At 39.9% G+C, this 25,550-nt stretch carries 25 protein-coding genes; 12 read left to right on the top strand and 13 right to left on the bottom strand.

The window, feature by feature from the left end; all coding sequences use genetic code 11:
- The first annotated feature begins 25 nt into the window (after window positions 1–25).
- The gene (locus AC07UV_RS21595; protein ID WP_259184793.1) at window positions 26–637 is read left to right on the top strand and encodes a trimeric intracellular cation channel family protein; all 612 of its coding nucleotides are present in this window, start codon (window positions 26–28) and stop codon (window positions 635–637) included.
- A gap of 57 nt (window positions 638–694) precedes the next feature.
- On the opposite strand, the gene def is transcribed toward AC07UV_RS21595, so the two are convergent.
- Window positions 695–1,276, bottom strand: coding sequence for a peptide deformylase (def, locus tag AC07UV_RS21590; protein ID WP_495185246.1), 582 nt, complete (start codon window positions 1,274–1,276; stop codon window positions 695–697).
- An 86-nt stretch (window positions 1,277–1,362) separates the two neighbouring features.
- Between def and AC07UV_RS21585 the strand changes: the two genes are divergently transcribed.
- From AC07UV_RS21585 to miaA, 3 genes are all read left to right on the top strand, one after another.
- Window positions 1,363–2,142, top strand: a complete 780-nt coding sequence (locus tag AC07UV_RS21585) for a hypothetical protein (protein WP_495185245.1) — start codon at window positions 1,363–1,365, stop codon at window positions 2,140–2,142.
- A 67-nt stretch (window positions 2,143–2,209) separates the two neighbouring features.
- On the top strand, window positions 2,210–3,382 hold the full coding sequence (locus AC07UV_RS21580; protein WP_282251523.1) for a Gfo/Idh/MocA family protein: 1,173 nt from the start codon (window positions 2,210–2,212) through the stop codon (window positions 3,380–3,382).
- Window positions 3,379–4,278, top strand: coding sequence for a tRNA (adenosine(37)-N6)-dimethylallyltransferase MiaA (miaA, locus tag AC07UV_RS21575; protein WP_282251522.1), 900 nt, complete (start codon window positions 3,379–3,381; stop codon window positions 4,276–4,278). Before AC07UV_RS21580 ends, miaA begins: the two co-directional genes overlap by 4 nt.
- Before the next feature lie 50 nt (window positions 4,279–4,328).
- Here miaA and AC07UV_RS21570 read toward each other — a convergent pair whose 3' ends face one another.
- The 5 genes from AC07UV_RS21570 to AC07UV_RS21550 form a co-directional block, all read right to left on the bottom strand.
- Window positions 4,329–5,882: an Rne/Rng family ribonuclease gene (locus AC07UV_RS21570; protein ID WP_077436961.1), complete on the bottom strand. Its 1,554-nt coding sequence runs from the start codon at window positions 5,880–5,882 to the stop codon at window positions 4,329–4,331.
- 304 nt (window positions 5,883–6,186) lie between these two features.
- Window positions 6,187–7,023: a tetratricopeptide repeat protein gene (locus AC07UV_RS21565; RefSeq protein WP_104384819.1), complete on the bottom strand. Its 837-nt coding sequence runs from the start codon at window positions 7,021–7,023 to the stop codon at window positions 6,187–6,189.
- Window positions 7,024–7,040: 17 nt separating this feature from the next.
- On the bottom strand, window positions 7,041–7,325 hold the full coding sequence (locus tag AC07UV_RS21560; RefSeq protein ID WP_028071165.1) for an HU family DNA-binding protein: 285 nt from the start codon (window positions 7,323–7,325) through the stop codon (window positions 7,041–7,043).
- Window positions 7,326–7,572: 247 nt separating this feature from the next.
- The gene (locus AC07UV_RS21555; RefSeq protein ID WP_495185244.1) at window positions 7,573–8,619 is read right to left on the bottom strand and encodes an aminotransferase class I/II-fold pyridoxal phosphate-dependent enzyme; all 1,047 of its coding nucleotides are present in this window, start codon (window positions 8,617–8,619) and stop codon (window positions 7,573–7,575) included.
- A gap of 23 nt (window positions 8,620–8,642) precedes the next feature.
- Window positions 8,643–9,611, bottom strand: a complete 969-nt coding sequence (locus AC07UV_RS21550) for a D-2-hydroxyacid dehydrogenase family protein (RefSeq protein ID WP_495185243.1) — start codon at window positions 9,609–9,611, stop codon at window positions 8,643–8,645.
- A 171-nt stretch (window positions 9,612–9,782) separates the two neighbouring features.
- Between AC07UV_RS21550 and AC07UV_RS21545 the strand changes: the two genes are divergently transcribed.
- From AC07UV_RS21545 to AC07UV_RS21530, 4 genes are all read left to right on the top strand, one after another.
- Window positions 9,783–11,930 (top strand): TonB-dependent receptor, encoded by a 2,148-nt coding sequence (locus AC07UV_RS21545; RefSeq protein ID WP_495185242.1) that lies wholly within the window; start codon window positions 9,783–9,785, stop codon window positions 11,928–11,930.
- Between the two features lie 137 nt (window positions 11,931–12,067).
- Window positions 12,068–12,682 (top strand): hypothetical protein, encoded by a 615-nt coding sequence (locus AC07UV_RS21540; protein WP_282251516.1) that lies wholly within the window; start codon window positions 12,068–12,070, stop codon window positions 12,680–12,682.
- Between the two features lie 7 nt (window positions 12,683–12,689).
- Window positions 12,690–13,757, top strand: a complete 1,068-nt coding sequence (locus AC07UV_RS21535) for a sensor histidine kinase (protein ID WP_495185241.1) — start codon at window positions 12,690–12,692, stop codon at window positions 13,755–13,757.
- 189 nt (window positions 13,758–13,946) lie between these two features.
- Window positions 13,947–14,696 (top strand): LytR/AlgR family response regulator transcription factor, encoded by a 750-nt coding sequence (locus AC07UV_RS21530; RefSeq protein WP_495185240.1) that lies wholly within the window; start codon window positions 13,947–13,949, stop codon window positions 14,694–14,696.
- Between the two features lie 118 nt (window positions 14,697–14,814).
- On the opposite strand, the gene AC07UV_RS21525 is transcribed toward AC07UV_RS21530, so the two are convergent.
- The 5 genes from AC07UV_RS21525 to AC07UV_RS21505 all read right to left on the bottom strand — a co-directional run bounded on the left by AC07UV_RS21525 (window position 14,815) and on the right by AC07UV_RS21505 (window position 19,019).
- On the bottom strand, window positions 14,815–15,279 hold the full coding sequence (locus AC07UV_RS21525; RefSeq protein WP_282251510.1) for a hypothetical protein: 465 nt from the start codon (window positions 15,277–15,279) through the stop codon (window positions 14,815–14,817).
- Between the two features lie 10 nt (window positions 15,280–15,289).
- Window positions 15,290–15,766: a hypothetical protein gene (locus AC07UV_RS21520; RefSeq protein ID WP_495185239.1), complete on the bottom strand. Its 477-nt coding sequence runs from the start codon at window positions 15,764–15,766 to the stop codon at window positions 15,290–15,292.
- Between the two features lie 131 nt (window positions 15,767–15,897).
- Window positions 15,898–17,028: an SH3 domain-containing protein gene (locus AC07UV_RS21515; protein ID WP_282251508.1), complete on the bottom strand. Its 1,131-nt coding sequence runs from the start codon at window positions 17,026–17,028 to the stop codon at window positions 15,898–15,900.
- Window positions 17,029–17,180: 152 nt separating this feature from the next.
- Window positions 17,181–17,963, bottom strand: coding sequence for a CPBP family intramembrane glutamic endopeptidase (locus AC07UV_RS21510; protein ID WP_495185238.1), 783 nt, complete (start codon window positions 17,961–17,963; stop codon window positions 17,181–17,183).
- 111 nt (window positions 17,964–18,074) lie between these two features.
- The gene (locus AC07UV_RS21505) at window positions 18,075–19,019 is read right to left on the bottom strand and encodes a LytTR family transcriptional regulator DNA-binding domain-containing protein (RefSeq protein ID WP_495185237.1); all 945 of its coding nucleotides are present in this window, start codon (window positions 19,017–19,019) and stop codon (window positions 18,075–18,077) included.
- 385 nt (window positions 19,020–19,404) lie between these two features.
- Here AC07UV_RS21505 and AC07UV_RS21500 point away from each other — a divergent pair, with 385 nt between their 5' ends.
- From AC07UV_RS21500 to AC07UV_RS21485, 4 genes are all read left to right on the top strand, one after another.
- Window positions 19,405–20,214 (top strand): hypothetical protein, encoded by an 810-nt coding sequence (locus tag AC07UV_RS21500; RefSeq protein ID WP_495185236.1) that lies wholly within the window; start codon window positions 19,405–19,407, stop codon window positions 20,212–20,214.
- Complete coding sequence (locus AC07UV_RS21495) at window positions 20,214–20,978, top strand: methyltransferase domain-containing protein (RefSeq protein WP_495185235.1); 765 nt, start codon at window positions 20,214–20,216, stop codon at window positions 20,976–20,978. The genes AC07UV_RS21500 and AC07UV_RS21495 overlap by 1 nt, the downstream gene beginning before the upstream one ends.
- Before the next feature lie 10 nt (window positions 20,979–20,988).
- A complete protein-coding gene (locus tag AC07UV_RS21490) occupies window positions 20,989–23,139 on the top strand; it encodes a sensor histidine kinase (RefSeq protein ID WP_495185234.1) in 2,151 nt (716 codons plus the stop codon).
- A gap of 78 nt (window positions 23,140–23,217) precedes the next feature.
- Complete coding sequence (locus tag AC07UV_RS21485; RefSeq protein WP_495185233.1) at window positions 23,218–24,303, top strand: ATP-binding protein; 1,086 nt, start codon at window positions 23,218–23,220, stop codon at window positions 24,301–24,303.
- Between the two features lie 26 nt (window positions 24,304–24,329).
- Here AC07UV_RS21485 and AC07UV_RS21480 read toward each other — a convergent pair whose 3' ends face one another.
- Together AC07UV_RS21480 and AC07UV_RS21475 are read right to left on the bottom strand one after the other, a co-directional pair.
- Window positions 24,330–24,794: a response regulator gene (locus AC07UV_RS21480; RefSeq protein ID WP_495185232.1), complete on the bottom strand. Its 465-nt coding sequence runs from the start codon at window positions 24,792–24,794 to the stop codon at window positions 24,330–24,332.
- Between the two features lie 104 nt (window positions 24,795–24,898).
- The gene (locus tag AC07UV_RS21475) at window positions 24,899–25,462 is read right to left on the bottom strand and encodes a hypothetical protein (protein ID WP_495185231.1); all 564 of its coding nucleotides are present in this window, start codon (window positions 25,460–25,462) and stop codon (window positions 24,899–24,901) included.
- Window positions 25,463–25,550 lie beyond the last annotated feature (88 nt).

The following is a 25,550-nucleotide window of genomic DNA, read 5'->3' as shown; positions in this document are numbered from 1 at the left end:
AAAATATTTAAAAAACAGTATTACGATGATAACTGATGCCAACTATTTTTATTTAAGCGATTTGCTTGGCACCTTATTTTTTGCAATATCGGGGACTTTATCCGCAAAACGTAAGGATATCGACATCTTTGGAGCTGCCTTTCTGGGCTTTGTGACAGCTATTGGCGGAGGCTCCATGCGAGATGTATTTTTAAACCTACGTCCCGTTTGGGTCAACGATAGCAATTATCTAATAGCCATATTCTTGGGCATCTTGATTGCTATTGTATTCAATCGGCAGCTCTATGGTTACTATCGTACCCTAACACTTTTTGATGCCATAGGAATCAGCTTCTTTACCATTTTAGGGGTACAAAAGTCATTGAACTATGAGAGTAATGTCTATGCGGCAATTATTTTTGGAATGTTTACAGCTGTTTGTGGAGGCATGACACGTGATATTCTGCTCAATGAGACACCACTGATCTTTAAAAAGGAAGTTTATGCAACAGCCTGTCTGGCCGGTGGACTGATCTATATTCTACTCGTTCATCTCAATCTTGATTTATCCTGGGCCGCTTTTATTGCTGCCGGTGTTGTTTTCCTTGTTCGGATGACTGCAGTCAAATACAGATTATATCTTCCCCGCTTGGATTGATAGGTGAGATTTGGAAATTATTGCTGTTAACAACAAAAGAAAAAGCGTTAGTATGGACTAACGCTTTTTCTTTTGTTGTGGGAATTTCATTTTATAACTCACTCGGATATTGCCTTTGGCAATCGCATCCAATTTGCTCTTCAACATTGTTTTCTTAAGTGTACTTAGTTTGTCCGTAAACAATTTACCTTCAAGATGATCGTATTCGTGTTGAACGACACGTGCAGCCAGTCCAGTTAGATCCACTTCATGTTCTTCAAAATTCTCATCCAAATAATTAATGCGAATATTTTTGTGACGAAGCACGTCTTCGTTAATATCTGGTATACTTAGGCAACCTTCACCAAAGGCCCATTTTTCACCGGATTCTTCGACCATAATCGGGTTGATGAAAACTCTTTTGAAAGACTTAAGCATTTCTTTATTCTCTTCGTCATCCTCTGCAAATGGTGTCGCATCAATAACAAACATTCGTATTGGCAGACCTATCTGTGGTGCTGCAATCCCAACACCATGTGCGGCATACATGGTATCATACATATCATCAATCAATTTTTTTAAATCGGGATAGTCTTCATCTATTTCTTCAGCGACCTTTCTCAATACAGGGTCGCCATACGCCACTATCGGAAGTTTCATAGTACTATTATATTTTGCACAAAGGTACGGATAATTATTAAAAGCGAATATTTCGTCAAAACTTCCATAAAAGTTACTTTTGTCTTATGACTCCATCCTTTAAAGACTTGGCTATTCGGCTCAAAATTGACCTCGAACGACAGCTCGAAGTACAACTACCCCTGATCGAACTTGATGGATTTATACAAATTTCCGCTACTGAAATAACAAAAAATATATTTATTTACCCTAATGAGCGATTTTTACGCTATCATACCCCTGAACATGGCATTCATATAGATGAAGACCAACTAGCGCAAAAATTCGATCTCATCGTCCAGCGCATCGTTGCTAAATCAAAGAATAATAGACGTATCTATGCACGGAAAACTGTCGTTGCCCGCATTGATAAAAAAGTAACTCAACAGTTCCTCGTGGAACATCATCTGCAGACAGCTCTCCCCGGAAAATATCGGTATGGACTATATGATCAAGGTGAACTCGTTTCCGTTGCTGTATTTTCTGGTGGGCGCCGTATGAATGATAAAAGAGAAGAATATCGCTCCTTTGAATTATTGCGCTTTTGCAATAAATCTGGTTATAACGTGATCGGCGGGCTAAGCAAATTAATCACCGCATTCGCTAAAGATTTCCAGCCGGGGGATATCATGACATATACCGACCGGGATTGGAGTCAACATTCCTCGTTGGAAAAGATCGGTTTTACAACAAAAGAAATTACGACACCTATTAACTTTTGGATAGCGGGAATACATCGATATACCTATCGCTCCGACGAAGAACTACAAGCATTAATGGAGCGGATCCCAATTGGCTTTCCAAAGGAAAACATGGGAAGCATCAAGATGATTTTATATATAAAATAAGCTAAATTGTGTATATTGTACACTGTAATAGTTTGAAAAAAAATAAATAATCAAAAATAATAACGTTATGAAGAGAAAACTTCGCATGGGTATGGTCGGAGGCGGAAATGACGCCTTTATTGGAGCTGTACACCGCATCGCCGCTTTTATGGATGGCAAGATTGAGTTGGTTTGTGGTGCATTTAGCATCGATCCACAGATTTCAAAACAATCTGGAGAAGACTTATTTGTAGCTCCCGAGCGTGTCTATTTAACCTACGAAGAGATGATCGAGAAAGAATCTTTGCTTCCTGATGGAGAACGCATGGATTTTGTAACTATTGTTACTCCTAACTTTCTACATTTTGCCCCAGCTAAATTAGCCTTGGAAAAAGGTTTCGATGTTGTCGTTGAAAAACCTATGACTGTATCAGTTGAAGAAGCAAAAGAGTTACAGGAGACTGTAGAGCGCACAGGTCGTACCCTATGTTTGACACATACCTATTCGGGGTATCCAATGGTAAAACAGGCCAAAGCAATGGTGAAAGAAGGCCACTTTGGTAAAATAAGAAAAATTGTTGTTGAATATCCACAGGGATGGTTAAGCCGTTTAACCGAACGTGAGGGCAATGCAGGTGCTGCCTGGCGCGCAGACCCAAAACGCTCAGGCAAATCTTTGGTAATGGGGGATATCGGTACCCATGCGGCTCATCTTGCGGAATATGTTTCAGGATTAAAAATCGAAGAATTATGTGCTGATTTGACAACATTTGTTGAAGGCCGTTTATTGGATGATGATGGTTCGGTATTGTTACGTTTTGAAAATGGCGCAAAAGGTGTATTAATGGCATCACAGATCTCAGCAGGAGAGGAGAACGCAGTCCGTATCCGTATTTATGGTGAAAAAGGAGGGCTAGAGTGGGCCAACGAAGACCCCAACAACCTGATCATCAAAATGCTGGATCAGCCTCGCCAATTGTACCGTACAGGAAATGCTTATGCAGCTCCATATACATTGAGTTCTTTTGCTACACATAATACACGTATCCCTGCAGGTCACCCAGAGGGTTTATTGGAGTCCTTTGCAAACATTTATCGCAACTTTACGTTAACTGTCAGCGCAAAACGAGAAGGTAGAACCCCAACAGCTGAAGAACAAGATTTTCCAACTGTCTACGATGGTGTAAGAGGTATGACTTTTATTGATACTGTTGTAAAAAATAACGAAGGAACAGAAAAATGGACTAAATTTGTCGTGTGATAGACAGATTAGAACATATACTTTCTCTTTTGGAGCGGGCAACTGTTCCAAAAGAGAAAGTAATCGTTATTTTGGGACCAACAGCCTCAGGAAAAACCAAACTGGCAGTACAACTTGCCCAACAAATTGATGCCGAAATTATAAGTGCGGATTCCCGGCAAATTTACAGACGTATGGATATCGGCACCGGAAAAGACCTTACTGAATATCAAGACATTCTATATCATCTTATCGATATACAAGAACCCGGCGCAAAATACAATCTTGGAAATTTTATCACTGATTTCAATCAGGCCTATCAATCCATTTTAAAAAAAGGCAAACATACAATCTTATGCGGCGGGACGGGTTTATACTTGCAAAGCGTTATCCAACGAGCTCCCTATGCACTGATTCCGAGCATCGAAGGATTCAAAGAAGCGCTCTCGGACCAGACTAAATCAGAATTAGTGGAACGGGTAAATGCTTACACATGTCCCTTGGACTTCCAGATAGATCATTCTACCAATAAACGCATCATCCGCGCCATCGAGATACTAGAGTTTCTCAGACAAAATCCAGGCTTCAAACCCGAGCAGCAAGCTCCTGAGACTCTTGTTATTGGACTAAATCCGCCTCTTGAAAAAAGAAGATCAAGCATCAGTAAGAGACTAAATGGGCGAATAGAAAACGGCTTTCTGCAAGAAGTCGAACAATTATTAGCCGAGGGGATTTCCCATGAGCAATTACAATATTATGGACTAGAATATAAATATGCTTCTTTTTATCTCCTTGGACAGTTGAACTACGCTTCCTTCTTCACAAAGTTAGAAACAGAAATACATCGTTATGCCAAACGTCAAATGACGTACTTCCGGAAAATGGAAAAAGATGGGATCAAGATTCATTGGATATAAACAAAAAAGGGCTAGTATTGCTACTAACCCTTTTCGTTAATCTCTTTCTATTATAACTTGATTTCCTCATCTTTCGCATTGAAGAAGTGGAATTCAGTTAGGTAATATGACGTCATTGGATTTACTTTAATCCATTTACCGTACTTCATAAACCATTTCATTCTTTTAGAAATCAAGCCAGACTTAATGTAAGCGTCTATGTATGGGTGAACACATAAGGTCACCTTTTTCTCATTCTGTTCTTGAAGAATAAAACTCAAATTATTTTCAATATCATCCATCAGGACAATACTTGATCGGATTTCACCTGTACCATCACAAGCCGGACATTTCTCGTTTGTGACAATATTCATTTCAGGTCTTACACGTTGACGGGTGATCTGCACTAGCCCAAATTTACTTGGTGGCAAAATCGTATGTCTCGCTCTGTCCGACACCATACATTCTTTTAAGAACGTATACAACTCTTTTCGATGATTAGGCTTGTGCATATCGATAAAATCGATGACTACAATTCCCCCCATATCACGCAAACGCAGTTGCCGCGCGATTTCTTTTGCTGCTTCCATATTGACCAGCAATGCATTATCTTCCTGATTCTCCTTATTGGCAGAACGGTTACCGCTATTGACATCAATTACATGTAGGGCTTCGGTATGCTCGATAACGAGATACGCACCACCGGGCAATGTAACAGTTTTGCCAAAAGCTGCCTTGATTTGCTTTTCAACACCAAAATGGTCGAAAATTGGTTCTTTATGTTTGTAAAGTTTTACAATTTTCTCCAAATCTGGAGATATATCGTGTATATATGATTTTGTTTCTTCGAAGATCGAAGGATCATTAACATAAATATGCGAAAACTCATCCGTTAGGATATCCCGGAGAATCGTGGATGCACGATCCATTTCGCCGAGAACCTTTTGTGGTGGTTCAGCATTACGAAGACGTTTGGTAAATAGCTCCCATTTTGAGATCAGGTCCAGTAAGTCTCGTTGTAGTTCTTCAACACCCTTTCCTTCAGAGACCGTACGGATAATTACACCAAAATTAGCTGGTTTAATTCCTTCGACAATCTTTTTGAGGCGGTTGCGCTCATTACTACCTTTGATACGCTTGGAAATGGAAACAGTACTTGAGAAAGGTACCAAAACGACAAAACGACCTGCAATTGAAAGGTCTGAACTCAGACGAGGTCCTTTTGTTGAGATGGGTTCTTTGGCGATTTGTACTGGCACGAGCATATTTTTGCTCAAGACATCAGAGATCTTACCAGCTTTATCGATATCCTTTTCAAGTTTTAAACTATTGAGCAGTTTCTCTTGATAACTGCCATTCTTTACTATACGCGTAAGCTTTAGCAAAGATTGAACTTGTGGACCCAAATCTAGATAATGTAGAAAAGCATCCTTTTCGTAGCCTACATCTACGAAAGCCGCATTCAGCCCTGGCATAATCCGCTTGATACGTCCAAGATAAATATCTCCGACAGCGAAATTGTTATTTGCGGGTTCACGGTTAAGTTCAACAAGCTGCTTGTCTTGTAGTAAAGCAATAGTTACCCCTTTATCAGGAGTTGAATCGATAATTAATTCCTTTACCAAAAGCTACTCATTTTTGATACCTATGCAATATCCTATCGCAATTTTTGGTATCCGATTAAACATTTAAAGAACGTTGTTACGAAAAAAACAATCTACACACCCATTAAAGACATGTAGATCGTTTCGTAAAGCTATCTCAGCAAGATGGGCCAAGATGTTTAAAAGCTTAACACAAGACTATTTTTTCTTGTGTCTATTTTTTCTTAAACGTTTTTTACGTTTGTGAGTAGCCATCTTGTGTCTTTTTCTTTTTTTTCCGCTTGGCATAGCTAAATTTTTTAATGATTATAAAATAATAAATTAATTACTTGCTCAATTCCCCGATCTTACGGTCGATGAATTGTGATAGGGACGGATCAGCTGCCAACTCTTTACTTTTTTGAAAAGCAGTTACGGCCTCTTTTTTCATCCCAATATTTTCATAGCCTGTGGCTAAGTAAAAGTATGACTCTGCATCGGGTTTTTGATCGATAACGGTCTTAAAACGCTCGATGGCTTTGTCAAACTGACGGGACTGTAATGAAAACAATCCCAAAGTTTTATTCGCTTCTAAGTTTTTCGGATCAGCAGCAACAACTTCACGCAATAAAGCAATACCTGCCATTGGATTGTTTGTTCCTGATACCATTGCGGCACCTAATCCTGTTTTTGCATCAAGACTACTTGAATTAGCTTTTAGCGCCGCCTCATACGCATGAATTGCATTCTGATTAAGAGCTTGAGCCAAAGTAGAATCTTGCAAATTAGTATAAGCAGCACGATAAGCATTACCCGCTTTCAACCAATATTCAAATTGAGGAGAAACCTTTGCCATTTCCTCATACACAAATGCCTGAGGGGCTGGTTTTGCGACATCGTCCCACTTATTTGCCAACTGTTGCAACAGCTTTATCTTATCTTCACCGGAAGCTTTTGCAACCTGGGCCTCAATATCGGAAATTTCTTTGACTAAACTAGCATCTAAACCTTGTTTTGTCATCGAAGAGATATTTTCCAAGTTTACTTCATTGGAAGGTTTCGATTCAGATGCTGCAGCAGTTTGTTTTTCTTTGTCCACCAAACCTTTAATAGGCTGCGCAAATAGCACAGCAACCAAGGCTACTACTGCTCCTATGACTATTATTTGTTTGGTTTTTGCCATTTTAATCTATTTTAAGATTATTTATTGCCGTTTTTTACTTTCTCAACGAAAATTTTAGCTGGCTTGAAGCTAGGAACAAAGTGCTCTGGAATAATGATTGCTGTATTTTTTGAAATGTTTCTTGCAGTCTTCTCAGCTCTTTTTTTGACTACGAAGCTACCAAAACCTCTTACATATACATTTTCTCCTCCGATCATTGCGTTTTTGACAACTTTGAAGAACGCCTCTACGGTCTCTTGAACATCTACCTTCTCTAAGCCAGTTTTGTTAGAGATTTCTGCAATAATTTCTGCTTTAGTCATATCTATTTTACTGTAATTATTTATTTTTCAACCCTTAAGCCAACTAATGTTTGGGGATGCAAAAGTATTGTTTTAAAATGAGGAATGGAAATTATTTAAACACTTTTTTGATAAATAAGCTTCCAAAAGCCAAACATTTACAATCAATTAACGAGATTTCACATCGAACAAACCGCTAAATAAATTCCAAAATTAACAACAATTTCCTAATTTACAACAAGTTGATTCATTGGATGTCATAAAAAAATCAAGATATGCCAATTGCATGACCAATACGTTCCAAATCTTCCCGAGTATGGTGTGCATTGACAACAATTCTATTCAATAATGGATCTGTCGGAAGGGGATAAGGAAAACTAGAGACCAATATACTTGCTTCCATCAGCCTTTCATAGAGACTAATATCACTGGAAGAAAATACGGGGAAATTAGCAATGCTATTTAAATCCCCTTGTGAAAGGGATGCGAAATAAAGAATATTTGCCTGCAATTTTTCAAATTGCTTACGATAGATCTGCTCCCCATTTACAAAAGCATAAAGACTCGCGGGGGAACTAGGGGAGGCTCCAGTATAAAAGTTTGATTTTTTCAGCTGTGCTATCCGTTTCTGGCTGGCCAAAATCAGGCCCGCGTCTGTCGCTAAGCCCTTTGCCAAAGAAGCAACAACAATCAACTCCATATTTCCCCTTGCAAAATCACGCTCCACCAGTGAGATGCTATTTTCATGCAGCACACCGATCCCGTGAGAATCATCCAACAAAAGGGTGACCCTTTTAGTTGCCGAAATTCCATCAAAGACAGAGAAATCATATCTTTCAGGAGTCATGTTATCCAGGCTATTGCTAACAATAACAAAAGATGTTTCTTTGGATTGATTGATATAATCGACAGTACGCAAGCACCAATCCCTAAAAGCCCCTATTATGCCAGGGTTTGCGTCAAGCCACAAGGAAGGATGGCTAGCAGGCGCATAAAGCAATTCTCCCTCTTGTGATAACGTTTTGACAACAAATTGAGTCGCCAAGTAACCGCTTGACAGCAATAATCCAGACTCAAATCCAAATCGCTGGGCCGCATATTCCTCAGCTTGGTCAAATATAGCCTGCTGAACATTGTTATTTCGAGAAGTGCCATTATTAACACCATAACGCCTTAACCCTTCGATGAAAAGTTCGATATATTCATTATCGGTCGCCAACCCTAAATAGGAAGTTCCTCCAAAAAAAAGGTATTCCTTTCCATCCAAATAGATGCATCGTGCAGTAGGCTGATCAAGTTTTGTAAAATTCTTCATTTAAATATTTAGGGGTGATATACTTAGTCCTCCAACACCTCCGGATTGGCAATATGCTGTGGGGCTCCTTGTGCGAAAGCAACAATATTCTCAAAAGCCAACTTAAATAGCTGCTCGTAGCCATTTTCTTCAACGTAGCCCAAATGGGGTGTGCAAATCACATTCGGCATCTGCAACAATGGATAATTGGAGTCTGTAATAGGCTCTGTCTCGTAAACGTCCACTGCTGCAGCGCCAGGAGTTCCGCTTTTCAAAGCATCCAGAAGTGCATTTTGTTCAACCAATTCCGCACGCGAAGTATTTACGAATAGCGCGGATGGTTTCATGGAACGTAGATCTTCCAACTTTACTATACCTCGGGTTTCCGGCACCAATCTTAGATGTAATGATACGACATCAGCAAAATGAAAGAAATCCGACTTACTAGACGCGGCTAAGAATCCGTCTTTCACTGCCTCTTCCCGGGAACTTTCGCTACCCCACACAATCACCTCCGCACCAAAGGCCTTGGCATACTGCGCAACCCGGCGCCCGATCTTTCCGTAGCTCCATATACCTATCGTCTTCCCGGCCACAGCTTGGCCAATATTCGTCTGCCATTGCCCCGCTTTCATCGCTGTAATCGCTTGCGGCAGCTTCCGTAAACCATTCATAATTAATAACCAGGTCAGCTCGGCAGGTGCAATCGGCGATCCCATACTTTCTGCGACAGCAACCTGATAAGCAGTACAGCTCTCCAGATCAAGGTGGTTGGAAATTTTACCGGTTTGACTGATAAGCTGGAGAGTTGGAAGCCTATTGAGCAGATCAGCAGAGATTTTCGTTCGCTCTCTGATCAATACCAAGGCTTCTGTATTTTCAAGCTTTTCGGCCAGAAGAGCCGGATCTATATAGGATTGTTTCAATATCTGAACATCGTGACCATCAAGTATTTTGAAACAATCCAACTGTCGGACAGCATCTTGATAGTCATCTAAAATGGTAATTCGCATCTTTCTGTGACTTAATTTACACCGCTCGTTATCACGATCGGTTCTCATTCCAAGCATTAATTTACAGCATAAAATCGGAATACGACATTTCATCATAATATTTTGACATTTCATCCACTCTTTTTCGTGGAAGCAGCTGCTCCATTCCATTTTTGGATAAAAGTCAATAAAATGAAGCTGCTATTAACCATACTATTTTTAAGTACCACTACCATTTTCGCTCAATCTATTCTCAAAGGCAGGGTAGTAGAGAAAAATGGTAAACCTATCTATTTAGCCAATGTTTATATAGAAGGTACCTACGATGGGAGCACAACAGACTCGCTCGGAAATTTTACTTTTGAAACCAATGAGCGGGGTGTCAAGACAGTCAAAGCGTCCGTTGTAGGTCGTCCACTGTATAGCAAAACTATTGAATTACCATATAAAGAACTTTTGATCATTCAATTGCAGGGTAGTGAGAATCGATTGCAAGAGGTCAGTATTCAGGCAGGGGTCCTTCAAGCCAACAGCTCAGGCAAAAACACGGTGATGAGCCCCTTGGACATCGTCACGACAGCAGGAAGCATGGGCAACATCATTAGCGCTTTGGCAACATTACCGGGAGCACAAGTTGCGGGAGAAAACGGCCGTCTCATGGTTCACGGCGGAGATGCCTCCGAAACACAGACTTACATCAATGGGATACGAGTAGCACAGCCCTATACCGCAAGCCCAAATGAAGTTCCTGTCAGGGGTCGGTTCTCACCAATGCTCTTTAAAGGCGTCAATTTTTCTACCGGAGGTTATTCTGCGGAATTTGGTAATGCCTTATCCAGCATTTTGGCACTTAGTACAGAAAACACTATTGAACAGCCCAAAACAGAAATTTCTTTATCCTCGGTAGGATTAGGTCTAGGACATACATTGCAATGGGGTAAAAACTCACTGACATTCAACAGCAGCTATACAAACTTAAAGCCCTATTCAAAAATCATTACCCCCGATATCAGATGGACCAAGCCCTATGAAAACGCTTCCGGGGAACTGATCTATCGCCACCAGTTTAAAAAAGGTTTTCTAAATATTTATGGGGCGTACAATTTTGAGAATATGGGGCTTTACCAATCCGACATCAATTACGAAGAGCCTATCCCATTGAAAAAGAAGTCCAACAATAGCTACGCCAACATCACCTATAGTCAAGACCTAGGAAATCGCTGGGCATTCCATTCAGGTGTTGGAATAGGCTATCTGACAGACAAGCTCCATTACAGTGATATTTACCTGCCCAACGACGAAAAGAGCCTCCATGTAAAAGGGACACTAAGAAAAACCTGGAAAAACAGTATAAAAAGCATTTGGGGAATAGAATATTTTGACAACAATTACAAGGAAGAATACCATCGTCAAGAACTCGCCTACAGCTATGGATATCATAGCAAAATGACTTCATTGTTTACCGAAACCATTTTTGGCCTATTACCTAACCTTATTGGAAAGATCGGCCTACGGGGCACTACATCCAATTTACAAAGCAAAAAAACAATAGAACCAAGAGCTTCCTTGGGCTACGCTTTGAACAAGTATACTCAGCTCTCGCTGGCCTATGGAACGTTTCATCAACAAGCCCCCAGTACACTATTAAAATATGATCGTCAGCTGGATTGGCTAGCCGCCAGACATTATATCGCGAATTACTTTTACGAGAAGGGTGGACACCTCTTGCGTCTGGAAGCCTACCACAAAACATACGATAACCTTATAAAATACAACAGCCAAACAGCAAGGTACGACAGTCAATATGACAACAATGGCAACGGCAAGGTCAAAGGTTTTGATGTATTTTACAAAAATACCAGTAGCGTAAAGAATCTACAATACTGGATTTCATACGCATACACGGACAGCAAAAGAAATGAAGCGAACTATCCCCATACAGTTACTCCCTCTTATGTCTATAAGCATAGCCTTTTTATCGTTGGAAAATACTGGCTTGCAGGCCTTCGATCACAGCTCAGTTTGACAAATTCGATTGTCTCAGGAAGAAATTACAATGACCCGAACCAGACCACCTTTATGAATGGCCGCACCAAAGGATATAATAATCTATCCATGAGTTGGTCATTCCTCCACAGTCAGCAAAAAATTATCCATTTCTCTGTCAGTAATGTGCTTGGAGCTTCACCGATCTATGGTTATCAATATGCAGACCAGTCTAATACACAGGGCACTTATGAGCGTAGAGCAATTGTACCAACAGCTAAACGCTTTGTTTTTTTAGGTTATTTCTGGACAATAAGTAAAAATGAGAAAGACAATCAACTAGACAATCTATAACAATTCATCATCAAAATATGTCGGTTCATCCAAAATTATTCCCCTTTGCAAGCAACTATTGGCAATTTCACGGGAGTTCAAAAAGACATGAACCAACTATCGAAGAATCAAAAATGTTAACTACAAAACGAAAGATCATGAAATCAATTATTATCGCCATTATCTGCTTCATAAGCAGCAGCACATTTGCACAAAGCAATTATGAAAAAAGTATGGGGCAAGCCATGAGTTTGTGGCAGTCTGGAGAGATACAGAAAGCATCTGCACTACTGGAACGAATCAGCCAAGCCGAAAAGGGCAATTGGATTCCGGCCTATTATCAAGCAATGATCCTGACGACAGCTTCCTTTAGGGAGAAGGATAAGGAAGCCCAGACAAAATATATACAATCTGCCGAAGACATCCTGAATAACAGTACGCAGGACAATAACTCAGAATGGCTTGTTTTGCGGGCAATGAATAAAACCGCATTCATGGTCACCGATCCCATGACAAAAGCCAAGGAGCTATCACCGATCATTATTGGTTTGTATAAAAAAGCATTGGCAATAACGCCTAGTAATCCACGAGCGGCGTTGGGGCTAGCTGAATTCCAGATAAACGCCAAAAAATATTTCAATCAGGAGACCAGTAAAGAGTGTGAGGATGTCAGGAAAGCACTATCTTTATTCAATGAAGAAAAGCCGACCGCTCCCTTTACACCTTCTTGGGGCAAAGATCGGGCAGAGCAAATACTGAAGGAATGCAAATAATATTGCTGTGAAGAGATTTCCATTTAAAGCCATTATTCAGGCCATATTAGCAAGTGTGGTTGTCTCCATCTACTTTTTAGTTGTAGCCAAGCTCGATCATAAAGATATCCCTTTGTTATCCATTATCCTGCACCCTAATATGGTTAGAGGTTTATTGTATGGATTTTTTCTTTTCCTAGGGCATGGCTATTTATCAAAATGGGTCTCGGACAAATACCCAAGCAGTAAAGAGTTTGGAAAAAAAATGATTGCTTTTTATAGTATCAGTTTCATCTTGACCATACTAGTTGTTTTTATTGTCAATGCCTTTTTTTCCGGCCTGTTTACCCCGACCGGTTCAAAAGGTTTTCTCCAGCGCTTCAATCATTTCATTAATCAACAGCGTCTTGCTTACTACTTTCAGCTTGCGATTATCTCCTGGTGTATTTCAATGATTTTCTTTGGATTTTATTTCTACAAAAGATTCAAGGACTATCAGATTAAAGAGTCTGAGCAGGAAAAACAACAGATAACTGCCCAATTCGAATCTTTAAAAAACCAATTGGATCCACACTTTCTATTCAACAGCTTAAATGTGCTGAACGGGTTGATTGAAGAGGATCCCAAAAAGGCTAGCCTGTTTACAACAGACCTGTCAAGGATATACCGCTATGTGCTTGAACACAAAAACAAGAGTCTTGTTTCCTTACAGGAAGAGCTCACATTTTCAAAAGCCTATTTGAATCTTCTGAGCCTACGGTTTGAAGCAGGTATCCAGATTGATCTACATATTCATGAAGACGAGATCAGTGGTTTTATTTTACCGCTTTCTCTTCAATTGCTCATTGAAAATGTAGTCAAGCACAATGTTATTTCGTTAAAGAGCCCACTAATCTTGAAGATTTATCGTAAAAACGATTATTTATATGTTGAGAACAATCTACAGAAAAAGAAAGGGCTCAACAGCAACGCTGGAATTGGTTTGAAAAATATCCAGGAGCGTTATGCATTACTATCCGATCGACCAGTTTACATTCAGGAGAGCGCTGATCTGTTTTCTGTGGGGCTGCCAATTATTGCCGAAATAGTAGCATGAAAATCAGCTAATTCAAACATAAGTCAATGCTAATAGCATTTGACGATCAAGATCAGTCTGGTCTAGGAGGCCATTAAATATAATGAACCAAATACCAGTAGCAATTAAATGTAATAAGCGGGCAGGTATGACCGGAATGCTAAATAAACCACTCAGGGATCAGATGATCAATGAGAACGAAGATATACAATGAAGATATTAATCATAGAAGACGAACTTCCCTCCGCGAGATTGCTCCGAAGAAAATTGGAACGGCTCGGTTACACGGTATCAGCGACACTGCAAACCGTAGAAGAATCGATTGAATGGTTTAGGTCAAATGACGAACCCGATCTACTTTTTATGGACATTCAACTTGCTGATGGCATATCGTTTGAGATCCTCGAACAGACAAAACCTAGTTCGGCCATCATTTTCACTACAGCGTATGATGAATATATGTTACGGGCATTTAAACAAAATAGTGTTGATTACCTGTTAAAGCCGATTGAAGATGAAGAACTGGAAACTGCAATTGAAAAGTTTCTGCAGTTTAGGCGCCCAATCTCTCCATTTGATCTAGCAACTTTTGAGGCATTATTTAAAAACACCACCCAAACATTTAAGGAGCGTTTTACCATCAGGATTGGCCAGAGCCTCAAGGTTGTGACCACCCAACAGATCGAGTGCATTTACAGCGAGAACAAAGGCACCTATTTACATACTAATGAAAATGGAAATTACCTGTTAGACCAAACACTGGATGCCTTAACCCCACAATTATCGCCCAAAGATTTCTTTCGGATCAACCGAAGTGCTATTGTGCAATTTGATGCCATCAAAAGCATCGCTGTACACTCCAATGCGAGATTAAAAATATACCTCAAGCATTACGAATCTGACGAACTGATCGTTTCGAGGGAGAAAGTCTCTGCTTTCAAAAATTGGCTAGATAAATAACCTAGGATTGAGCGCACGAATTACTATTTGTGAAGCTATTAAATCACATACAAGGATCCGGACTGAAGTTATCAAGCAAGCACCCGGCGGCTAGGAAAGAAGGATACAGTGGAGGAGGTTACATATTGAGCCTATAGTTCAGTGGAATACTGAATCTCAGGGACACGGTAAATCCCTTCATTGGCCGATAATCTTTTTTTTCTTTGATGGAAAAACCATATCCAAAATCAATATCCAAAAGTGTCGCCAGACTAGCTCCGACTTTAGGGGTGAAAGTATAAGGCGTCACTTCTGCGCGCACAAATGGGGTCAGTACATAACTTTGCGGATAATATGTGAACGCCGCTTCTGGAACAACCGCAAATTTCTTTTGTGTCCAGGTGAAGTTGGCCGTGGCATCTGCCCGCAAGATATTATCACCTATAAATGGAAATGCAAAATAAGCTCCAGTTTTGATAATACTCCCTTTTTGGAACTGATAACTCAGGGTCGGACCAATCAAATGGTCTTGTGCTGCTGCCTTTTTTCCAAAAGCGAGCAAAATAACCATACAACTTACCCAAAGTATATTTCTATTTTGCATGACTCATCATTTAATAGATATGAAAATTCAATGGTATATTCACACCTACAGATACCGTGAAACCATCTATTGGCTTGAAATTTTTCTTTGTATTATAATCGAATCCATAGCCTATACCCAAGTCGACAATTGAAAACAAACTCGCTCCAACTTTAGGAGTAATGGTATAGGGTGTCAATTCAGCTTTGACAAATGGGAAAAGGACAAAGTCATTCAGGTAATAAGTAAACCCTACTTCCGGAATTACCGTCGTTTTATTTTCCATCCAGCTAAAATTGGCACCAGCATCTATTTTCATATACTGAAAGTCGTTTGGCGCAAATAGGCCCCAGCCTGAAACTTTTAGGAAATTTCCGCTCTGATATTGATACCCCACAGAAGGGCCCCAGATCCATCTATTATGCTCCTGTAAAGGCTTCTTCTGAGCCTTTACTAGCGAAAATGAACAACATAGTGCAGCAATTAACGATAGTATTTTTAGTTTCATCCAGCTAAATTACAAACTATAATCTATTTTATGGAATACAACAGGCGCGCTCTGGAATAGTTTTACTTAAAACAGAAAATAGTTCCAACACAGCTTTATACCATCAAATTAATTCGGAAAATGACCTTATTTTAATGTTCAAGCAGCTTAATTCTGATAAATTGAGACCTTTCACTCAGGGCACCTTCTTCTCCCCAATAACCATTAATATGGTTTGCTGCGGTATATATATGTCCATCTTTACCCCAAAATAGCAGTTCCTCTTTCCAGGTCGGCATCCATTCTTTAAAACTTACCGAAATCATCGGTATTACTTTCCCTTGTTTCACGTGGAAGAGTTGCAGGTCACCTGTCGATTCATAGGGATCAGCATGGAAAGCCATCAAGTATTTTTTGTCAGCAGAAAAGAACGGATAATCACCACATTCCACGATAAGATGACCGTCCTTTCGGTCAAAAAGGCGTACATCAGCACTTTCCCAATAGTTTCCCGCAACAGCAAAGGCATTCAGGAAATCGTAATGCCCCATGTACGAATACATAGATTCCAACTCATTGTCAATATCTTTATCTGTAAAAGTCAGCTTTTTCCCATTTTCTAGCGGCAACTCCAGGATCTTGCCATTTTTAGTATAGGACAGTGTATCCTTGATCATATAATTTTTTGCCGTATTTCGGGCCGCTAAAAAAGTCTGTTCATCTATTAATTCCACAAGAAGATATTTATCCAATGGATGCCCTTTTTCGTAATAGCTTTCTTTTCCGTTCACCGTCTGCGAGACAATGATATTTAAATCCTTGGGCGATATTGTGATTTTATCCTGCTTGCCCAATTTAGATTTGGCCACATATACTTTTTCCCATCGTGTTACATCATTAGCTTCGCCGTTAGCCCCTTTATAATCCCGTTGAACACGATCCATCACAGCAATCCACTCTCCTTCCTCACCGATTACATCCAGTTTTGTACCATAAGGATACTTTCCAAGTGTAGGAGCACTTTCGTCCGCCCCCTGACGCAACACCACACCAGCACGGTCAATCACATAGAGGTTTTTCAATACCTTTGTCTGATCATAGTTGATCGGCAATGGAGGAAATTTCTCCGTTACGGCAGTATTCTTGACCGTAACCGAATCCACCTGAGTAGAATCTCCCTTTTGGGTATCCGTCTTTTTCGCTCCGTCACCACAGCCTGAGATTCCCATGGAAATAGTCCCACCGACTAGTATACACAGGAGTAAAAATAGCAGTCTTTTCATAAGGGTGAAGATAGCGATTCCTGTGCCAAAAAAAATACTGGTATTCAGGGGTTCTTACCTCCCAATATAAATATCAAAAAGCCAACAAGCTAGATTCAACGCTATTTGAGTAGCGGCTATCGTAATTATGGTCTTTTTCATCCACAATAAATCTAGCATTTTCGCCAAAGTGTCTTTCGATTTACCTGAAGACCGCCATACACTCTTTTTGCTCTAATTACTGTGTATGTAATAACAATCGCAATCGTCAAAAAGCGGAAGATATTCGCGTACCAGTTCCCTGCGGCGTTATCATCGACATCAAAGAGCATCCAAGCCAGATTCATCAAGATATGTAAAGCAATCGGAACCCAGAGATTAAACTTCCACTCGGTATACAACCAGGCAAACAATACCGATCCTAAAAATGTTGTCGTAAAAATGAGCGCCAATTCCATCGGATCTTGACTTTGATATAGATGCAATAAGGCAAATACGAACGAAGTTGACAGAATAGCAGGAATAAAACCCAAGCGAGTGTACCGATAAACTAGACCAAAAAAGTAAGCCCTAAAGATAAGTTCTTCAAACAATCCCGCAGAGAGGGTATTAATCATCAAAGAATTGAATTCGGGCTGCTCGATTAAAGAAAACTTAAATGCATACCCGATAAACATCGGGAGTGTTGCCAACCCGCTGATAGATAGCCCCAATAGGAATGATCCATTTAAACCAAATTTAGAAACCATGGTATCCTGATCTTTTGGGCGAAGTAAAAACGCTCCTATAAGCAGGGGGGGTAAGCTAAGTGCATAGGTTGACATATGACCCAAGGTTCTGTTGTGAAGGAGGGTGGTCATTTTGGTCTGAACTGTTGCAAAGAATAATTGATCCAAAACAAAATAGATTCCGAAAAACAAAAACAAAACAAATAAATTGAAATTTGTACGATTCATAATTTTTTGGGACAAAACTAAATTTCAGTTCAACAAAAGACAAAAATAAGTGGCGAATGGCAAAGATTAGGGACGAATGGTAAACAGCACCTTAGAATTAATTAAACAAGATTAGTTCAGTAAGTAGGATTTTACCGAATGAAGCATCGAACGGGATACCAAAGCATACTCGTCCATATCTCCGAAACGCAATACAAATCCTTGTGCATTGCCCTCTTTGCTCAGTACCTTATCAAGGTTAACCAGATATGATCTATGGCAGCGGTGGATGTTTGCACCCGCCAGCAGCTCGGCTAGCTTCCCTAGCGTAATACGCACGATCTCCTTTTTCACCTTTTTACCTTCGTAAAAATAGACTATGCAATAATTATCCATGGATTTGGCAAATATAAAATCTTGCCTCCCAAAATCTATCCTTTGACTCCCATTGGGAAGACTAACAATAGTATTATATTCGGAAATAACAGTAAACTGATTCGTTAAACACTTCGGTGTCGGAGAAGTGGGATTTTGGGAGATGTTGTTGGATTGTTCAGATAAGCTCGCCTGTACCGAAACCGAAGGTGCTGATTTCAGAGAAGCTGAGTTCGCGACGGGCACAGTCGTTTTAGCCCTATTCGTATATGTGATTGTTAAAAAATAGATCAGCCCAATTGGCACATAGAGTGATAGGGTATAAAGCCCCATATATAGCAAGTTAATCCATTGCATGGGTACCTGACTAACAATACTACTATTGTATAAAAAATTCAACATTGAAGCTGATATATACACCAACAGCATACGTAGGCATTCTTTTCTTACCGTCCATTCCTTCCCATTGGACAGGAAGGCAGAAATTAATAGGTAAGAAAAAGCGAAAATACCTCCATAACCGGCTAATAGTAGGTACTTGCTAGAATCTTCGAAATTGTAAGTTCCAAAAGGTTGAAAAATAATTAAAAAAAGATAACAGGATACTCCCAGCAAAAAAGCATAACGCAGCGATGTCCGAAGTGAAAATATCCCCGGAATGACTTGCTGCCCCTGCCTTAACCATAAAGTTAAATTGATCATAATCAGCGACAATTTACTAAAATTTCATCATTTCATATCGTACTTTTCAGTCGCGCTGAGATTTTCAAGCTAATTTTCACAATTACAACACGCCGTTTTACGAAACCTATGTCCCGAAAAACCCAACCCAACCCAACCCAACCCAACCCAACCCAACCCTATCGAAGATGTGCCATGGCAGACGTACTCGTTGTTTTGGTAATTCACTTAGAGAGTTTACACTGCCGCTACCCCCCTCCAAAAATTTCTCACTGAACAGCCAAAGACAGAACCGATACTCTTTTTGTAAAAGGCAGATCATAAAGCTGTTTATTTGATAAACCTATAAACAGCTTTGCTTTTTATTGATTAGTTTTGTGTTTCAACGATAAATTAAAGCATTTCGGTGGCATTATTATTCAACGATGGACGTCCGGTAGTTAGACTGAGAGCATTTCGTGCTATCGACGATCCTAAGACCTGTGAACGTTTTATAGAAGGGCACGCCCATGTCTTGACAGCAATAGGTGTCAAGAAAGTTACTTCATCCAAAAATGACTGGATGTATAATCCGGCATCATTTGTACTTATTGTAGAGTCACTTGATGGTGAGAAGGTATATGGAGGTGTTCGAATACATGCTGCCGGAGGAAGTGAGCCACTACCGATAGAACAGGCTACTGGTGCTATGGATGCACGTGTCTACGATTTAGTTTACGACTACGCACTACATGGTACGGGAGAAGGCTGTGGCCTATGGAATTCCCGTGAGATCGCGGGATATGGCATCGGCAGTATCTTCCTTACAAGGGCCGGAGCAGCAATCAGTACACAGATCGGGATCAAGTCACTGTTTGCACTATGCGCTCCATATACAGTAAAACTGGCCGAGAGCGTCGGTTATCGAAGAGATACCAGCGTTGGTAACAATGGGACTTTTTACTATCCCAAATTGGATTTATTGGCAACGGTTATGATCATGAGAAATCTGGACACATTAACCGAAGCTGATCAAGAAAACAAGGAGGCAATATTTTCGCTCCGAAACAATTCCAATATTGTCAGGATAGAAACCTTGCGAAATAAAGAGATTGAAATTCACTATCAAATAGATATTCCCAATTTAGATCGTTGGGATCTCGACGAAGTCATAAAAAATTTGAAACATACATCGGCAGATCTCCAAGTAGATCATCGTAATCTAAATATTTTGTAATGGATACTAAACACTATAGCGCCGGTTATTTACAGGATACCGGAGGCTTTCTCAAGCAACTAAAAATACATTCCTATAGCCCTTTTAACACCATCAAAGAAGGGCTCGTTGCCGATTTGGGCTGCGGTACCGGGATGGACGCTGTTAACCTTGCAAATATGTTAGGCAGCAATGTACAGGTCATTGGCATTGACCATGATGCAACATTGATTGATCATGCCAAGTCAGGCAGTAAGGACCTCAGCAACGTCAATTTCGTACAGGGCGAGGTGTATCAGCTCGGTTTCGAGAATGAAAGCGTTTCAGGCATACGGATGGAACGTCTTGTTCAGCATCTAACAGCTCCACAAAACATGTTTCAGGAGGTCTATCGCATATTGCGCAAAGAGCAACCGTTGGTCATTGTGGAGACAATCTGGAATAGCCTGACTTTCTACACACAACATGTTGAGATAGAGGCCAAGATATGTCATTACTTGACCGAAGAGAAGGTCAATAATGGTTGGGCAGGCAATAAGCTAACGGCTGATCTCCTTGCAAATGGATTTCAACAGGTTCAACTACAAACATTCAATATGGTTACAAGCTCCAGAGAAGAAGCCAACCGTTATTTATTTCTGGACAAGATACTGTTGGAAATGTTTGAAAAAGGTAAATTAAGTCAAACCGAATACGACAATTTTCAGCTCACATTAAACCAATTGGATGAATCGGGCTGCTTTTTAGTCTCCATGAATTTAGTAATCGCACAAGCAAAAAAATAGTATCCTAAAGATGAAGTGCTGGTTTTTCCTGATCTGTATTTTTATTCTCGCAAGCCTACCATCACGCGCCCAGCTCACTATTGATCAATCTGGGCAACGGTTGCTGATTGGTCATATGCTCGAGCGCTATACAGGCCCCGAAACCTCAGATTTTTCAACAGTTTCATCATCATCGACCTTTCAACCGCTGAACAGTGAGGTGCCTAACCTAGGGACATCGCCCAATGCCATCTGGTTGCGTCTACCTGTTAAAAATAATACCAAACAAGATTTAGATCTTCTTCTGGAAATCGCCTATCCATTGCTGGATGAGATTGAACTATATAGTCCTAATGAGAATGGCACATATCAATCCATTAAACTGGGAGAACATCAGAATTTTTCGATCAGAAAATATAAAGTTCCCAATTATGTGTTTGACATTCATCTGCACTGTCAGTCGGAAAAGACCTTTTTTCTCCGCATTAAAAGTATCGAGCAAATTATATTGCCGATCTACTTAAGTAGCGAACGCAAATTTATGGCGCAGATGAATAGCGATAGCCTCCTTAGTGGTATTTATATTGGTATCGTATTCATTATGGCGATATACAACCTTTTTCTGTTTTTTTCTGTTCGGGACAAGGGCTACCTCTATTATGTCCTATATGTTGTTTGTGCAGGGATCACTCAAATGGGTATCAAAGGCTATAGTTTTCAATATTTATGGCCTAACTGGCCTTATTTTGCGACCAAAGGTCCGATTATTTTCGGCTGTTTGTCTGGACTTAACGCCCTTCTCTTCGCAGGTTCATTTCTCCAATTAGAGAAGAATGCTCCTCGATCAAAACGGATAATCACGATCTTTATCGTATTATTTGCCCTTGGTACCATCCTCGCATTGTTCAATCGGACACAGCCCGCATTTTTTGTGATGCAAGTGACCACTGGTATAGGTTCATTATTTGTCCTCTATCTATCCTACCGCATCATGATCAGCGGATATAGGCCGGCGAAATACTTTGTCTATGGCTGGACTGTTCTATTATTGGGATCCGTAGTATTTTTATTAAAAGACTATGGGATATTAGACTATAACAACTTTACGAGCAATTCGGTACAAATTGCCTCAGTTATCGAAATGGCTTTACTTTCTTTTGGTCTGGCATACAGTATCAATATACTTAAACAGGAAAAAGAAGAGTCCCAACAACGAGAATTGGCTATCTCTCTGGAAAATGAGCAACTTATCCGTGAGCAGAATACGGTGTTAGAACAAAAGGTAGATGAACGGACACATGAACTAAAAGAATCCAATGAGTCGCTACAAATAACATTGGCACATCTGAAAGAAGCCCAGTCACAGCTTGTCGAAGCCGAAAAAATGGCTTCTTTAGGGCAATTGACTGCAGGAGTAGCTCATGAGATAAATAACCCGATCAACTTTGTCACTTCCAATGTCGCCCCACTAAAGCGCGACATCAAGATGATCTGGGAAACACTGGACGAAGTTGAGCGCATTGCATTTACTACGGGCCTTTCCGATAGTGAAAAACAGTCACAGATCAAAAAATTTAAAGATGATTTGGATATTGGATATCTGAAGACCGAAGTAGATTATCTATTGAAAGGAATGGACGAAGGTGCTCATCGAACAGCAGAAATTGTAAAAAGTTTACGTATCTTTTCTCGTGTCGACGAAGACACCTTAAAATTTGCGGATATCAATGAAGGCCTGACGTCCACTATGATAATACTTAACAACCTAATAAACAATTCGATAGAAGTAGAAAAACATCTTGAAAATCTACCAAAGATCGAATGCCATGCCGGAAAACTGAATCAGGTATTTCTGAATATTATCACTAACGCAGTGTATGCCATAGGCAAAAAATTCGGTGGGAAAAGTGGAGGGAAACTAAGTATTGAAACGGGGCTTACAGCTGATCAATCCGCTATTTATGTTAAAATAGCAGACAACGGTATCGGCATCCCAGAAAACATTCGAGACCGAATTTTTGAACCCTTTTTTACGACAAAAGATGTAGGTGAAGGAACAGGACTAGGCATGTCTATTGCCTATAATACTATTGCAAAACATCATGGTAAGATTATTGTAGAATCAGAAATAGGAGAGGGAACAGCTTTTACATTACACATTCCTGTACAACAAACAAATTGATGCCAAAGTAAACCCAATGAATTCGATAAATTATCATTAATTTCGTTCATTTTGGAAAAAAACCAGATTATAAAAATTATGCAGACGGAGATTGAAATATTATATATTGATGATGAAGCAAATAACTTGGTTGGTTTTAAAGCAAATTTTAGATACGACTATGTCATTCATACCGCATCAAATACTGCCGAAGCCGAAAAAATACTTCTTTCCAACCCGGATATCCGTGTGATCTTTTGTGATCAGCGTATGCCTGGGGAACTGGGAATAGATTTTCTCCACCGCATCAAAAAAGATTATCCTAAGCCAATCCGTATTCTATTGACCGCCTATGCAGACATGGATACGGTTATAGATGCGATCAATAAGGGGCATATATTTCGGTTCGTTCGCAAACCCTGGATGGGTGAAGAAATTATCTCTGCGATCGAAGAGGCGAATAAATTTTATGTCGCAAATTCATTATTGGAGACAAAGAACCAAGAATTGCAGAAAGCATACGATGAGCTCGATAAGTTTGCATATAGTGTGAGTCATGATTTACGTGATCCCTTAACTGGTGTACTCTCTGCGGTAAAACTAGGACTAGAATTTAACAACATAGACCGCATCCACGAGTTGCTTACCTTGATGGATAGTTCCTTGGTCAGTCTGGATGCCTACATTGATAGTCTAAGGGACTACTATCTGTTGCGGAGAGGTGAGCTCATGCTCTCTGAAATTAATTTTGATGAACTTTTCGGCAATGTTAGACAATTCTATAAAATGTACACACAAAATAAGGATGTAACATTTGATATTCATGTGGAGCAGAAAGAGCCATTTCATTGTGATAAAGCCATACTGGAATTAATCTTGCACAACCTACTATCCAATGCTTTTAAATATCAGCAAAAAGAGCAGACGAATCCATTTGTCAAATTATCGGTCGATGTATCTGACAAACATGCTACTATTGTCGTGAGTGATAATGGTATTGGAATTTCTCCCGAACATATCGGTGATATTTTCAAGTTATTCTTTAGAGGCAGTGATCAGGCCAAAGGAATGGGATTTGGCTTATATAATGTACAGAACGCCCTGCTTAAGCTAAAGGGGTCAATCGATGTGCAATCGCCACCAAATACAGGAACAACATTTACGGTTAGAATACCGAGCAAATAAAATCTGCTATCCAAAAAAATCAGTTTTTAGGATAGCAGCTTCTGACGTAGCATAAATTCCAATTGATCATTAGAGGTTTCTAGCAGCGCATTTGTTTCAATTATTTTTTGCCGCTCAGTATACACTTCATAAGCACGTTGAATTGTTTGATCTAGCTCTTTCTCACTCCAGGGTTTATTGAGGTAATGAAATATCTTCCCTTTATTGACGGCATCGACCACCGCAGCCATATCGGCATACCCTGTTAAAAGGATGCGCATTGGAGCCGCATCAATTTTTATGATTTCTTCCAAAAACTCCACACCCGTCATTTCTGGCATCCGCTGGTCCGTGATAATGATATCAATGGGGTTGTTTTTGACAAGTTCTATTGCTTCGGCGCCATTTATAGCCGTAAACACCTCATATTTTAACCGGAATGTCGCTTTAAAGGAAAATAGATTATTTTCCTCGTCGTCAACATACAATATCGAAATCTTCTTATTTTCCATAAGCTTGTTGCCTCCAGGACAAATTTACGGAATAAATCTTCTGAATTAAGTAACAAGAAGGTAGTTTTTATGAGATTAGCCCTTGTGTCAACAGCTTCATGCTTTTAATTTTTAGCAGTAATAGTTAGATTTTTAAAGTCACCATCCGATGTATGTCCCGTCCAAAATCCCACTTTTCCATCGGATTTTCCATGTAAAGATTGAACTTCAAATACTGGGGTAGTATCCGAATTAAAATAAATTTTGATCGTTTGTCCGACTACAAGGAGCTTTACATGAAACCAATCGTTAGGATCCACCACAGATGTTATGGGCGCTTCGTATTTGTCTGGAAATTGCTCTCTCAGATGGGGCCAGTCATTGGTCGGTAGCGCGATATATTGTACCGCATGCTTCTTTCTTATCGGATCCGTTGCATAAAAATTAAATGGTCGGAAATATACGGCTTCATAAGTTGTATCATTAACTCCGTGAAATGCTATCCCCACAAAGCTCTGTTGCAACAGGTCTTTTCCTCTGACATCGAATTCGATATAACCATTTTTAAAAGAACTATCTTTTATCCATGCGATACCAGCATTGGGCCGACCATTAATATGTAAGACAGGTGTTCCTGTACTGTCCTTTTCTACGGTTACTGTCCTGTTGACCGGACATAAATTATCCAAAGATAAATTTGTTTTGACGGGCTCCTGTCCTGATGCTATAGACAGCAAAGAAAAGAGTAAACACAAGCAGCATGTAATTTTAAATTTA

It is taken from the genome of Sphingobacterium sp. GW821-FHT03E03 (genome assembly GCF_059420745.1).
This window is presented reverse-complemented; position numbering and strand designations above follow the sequence as displayed.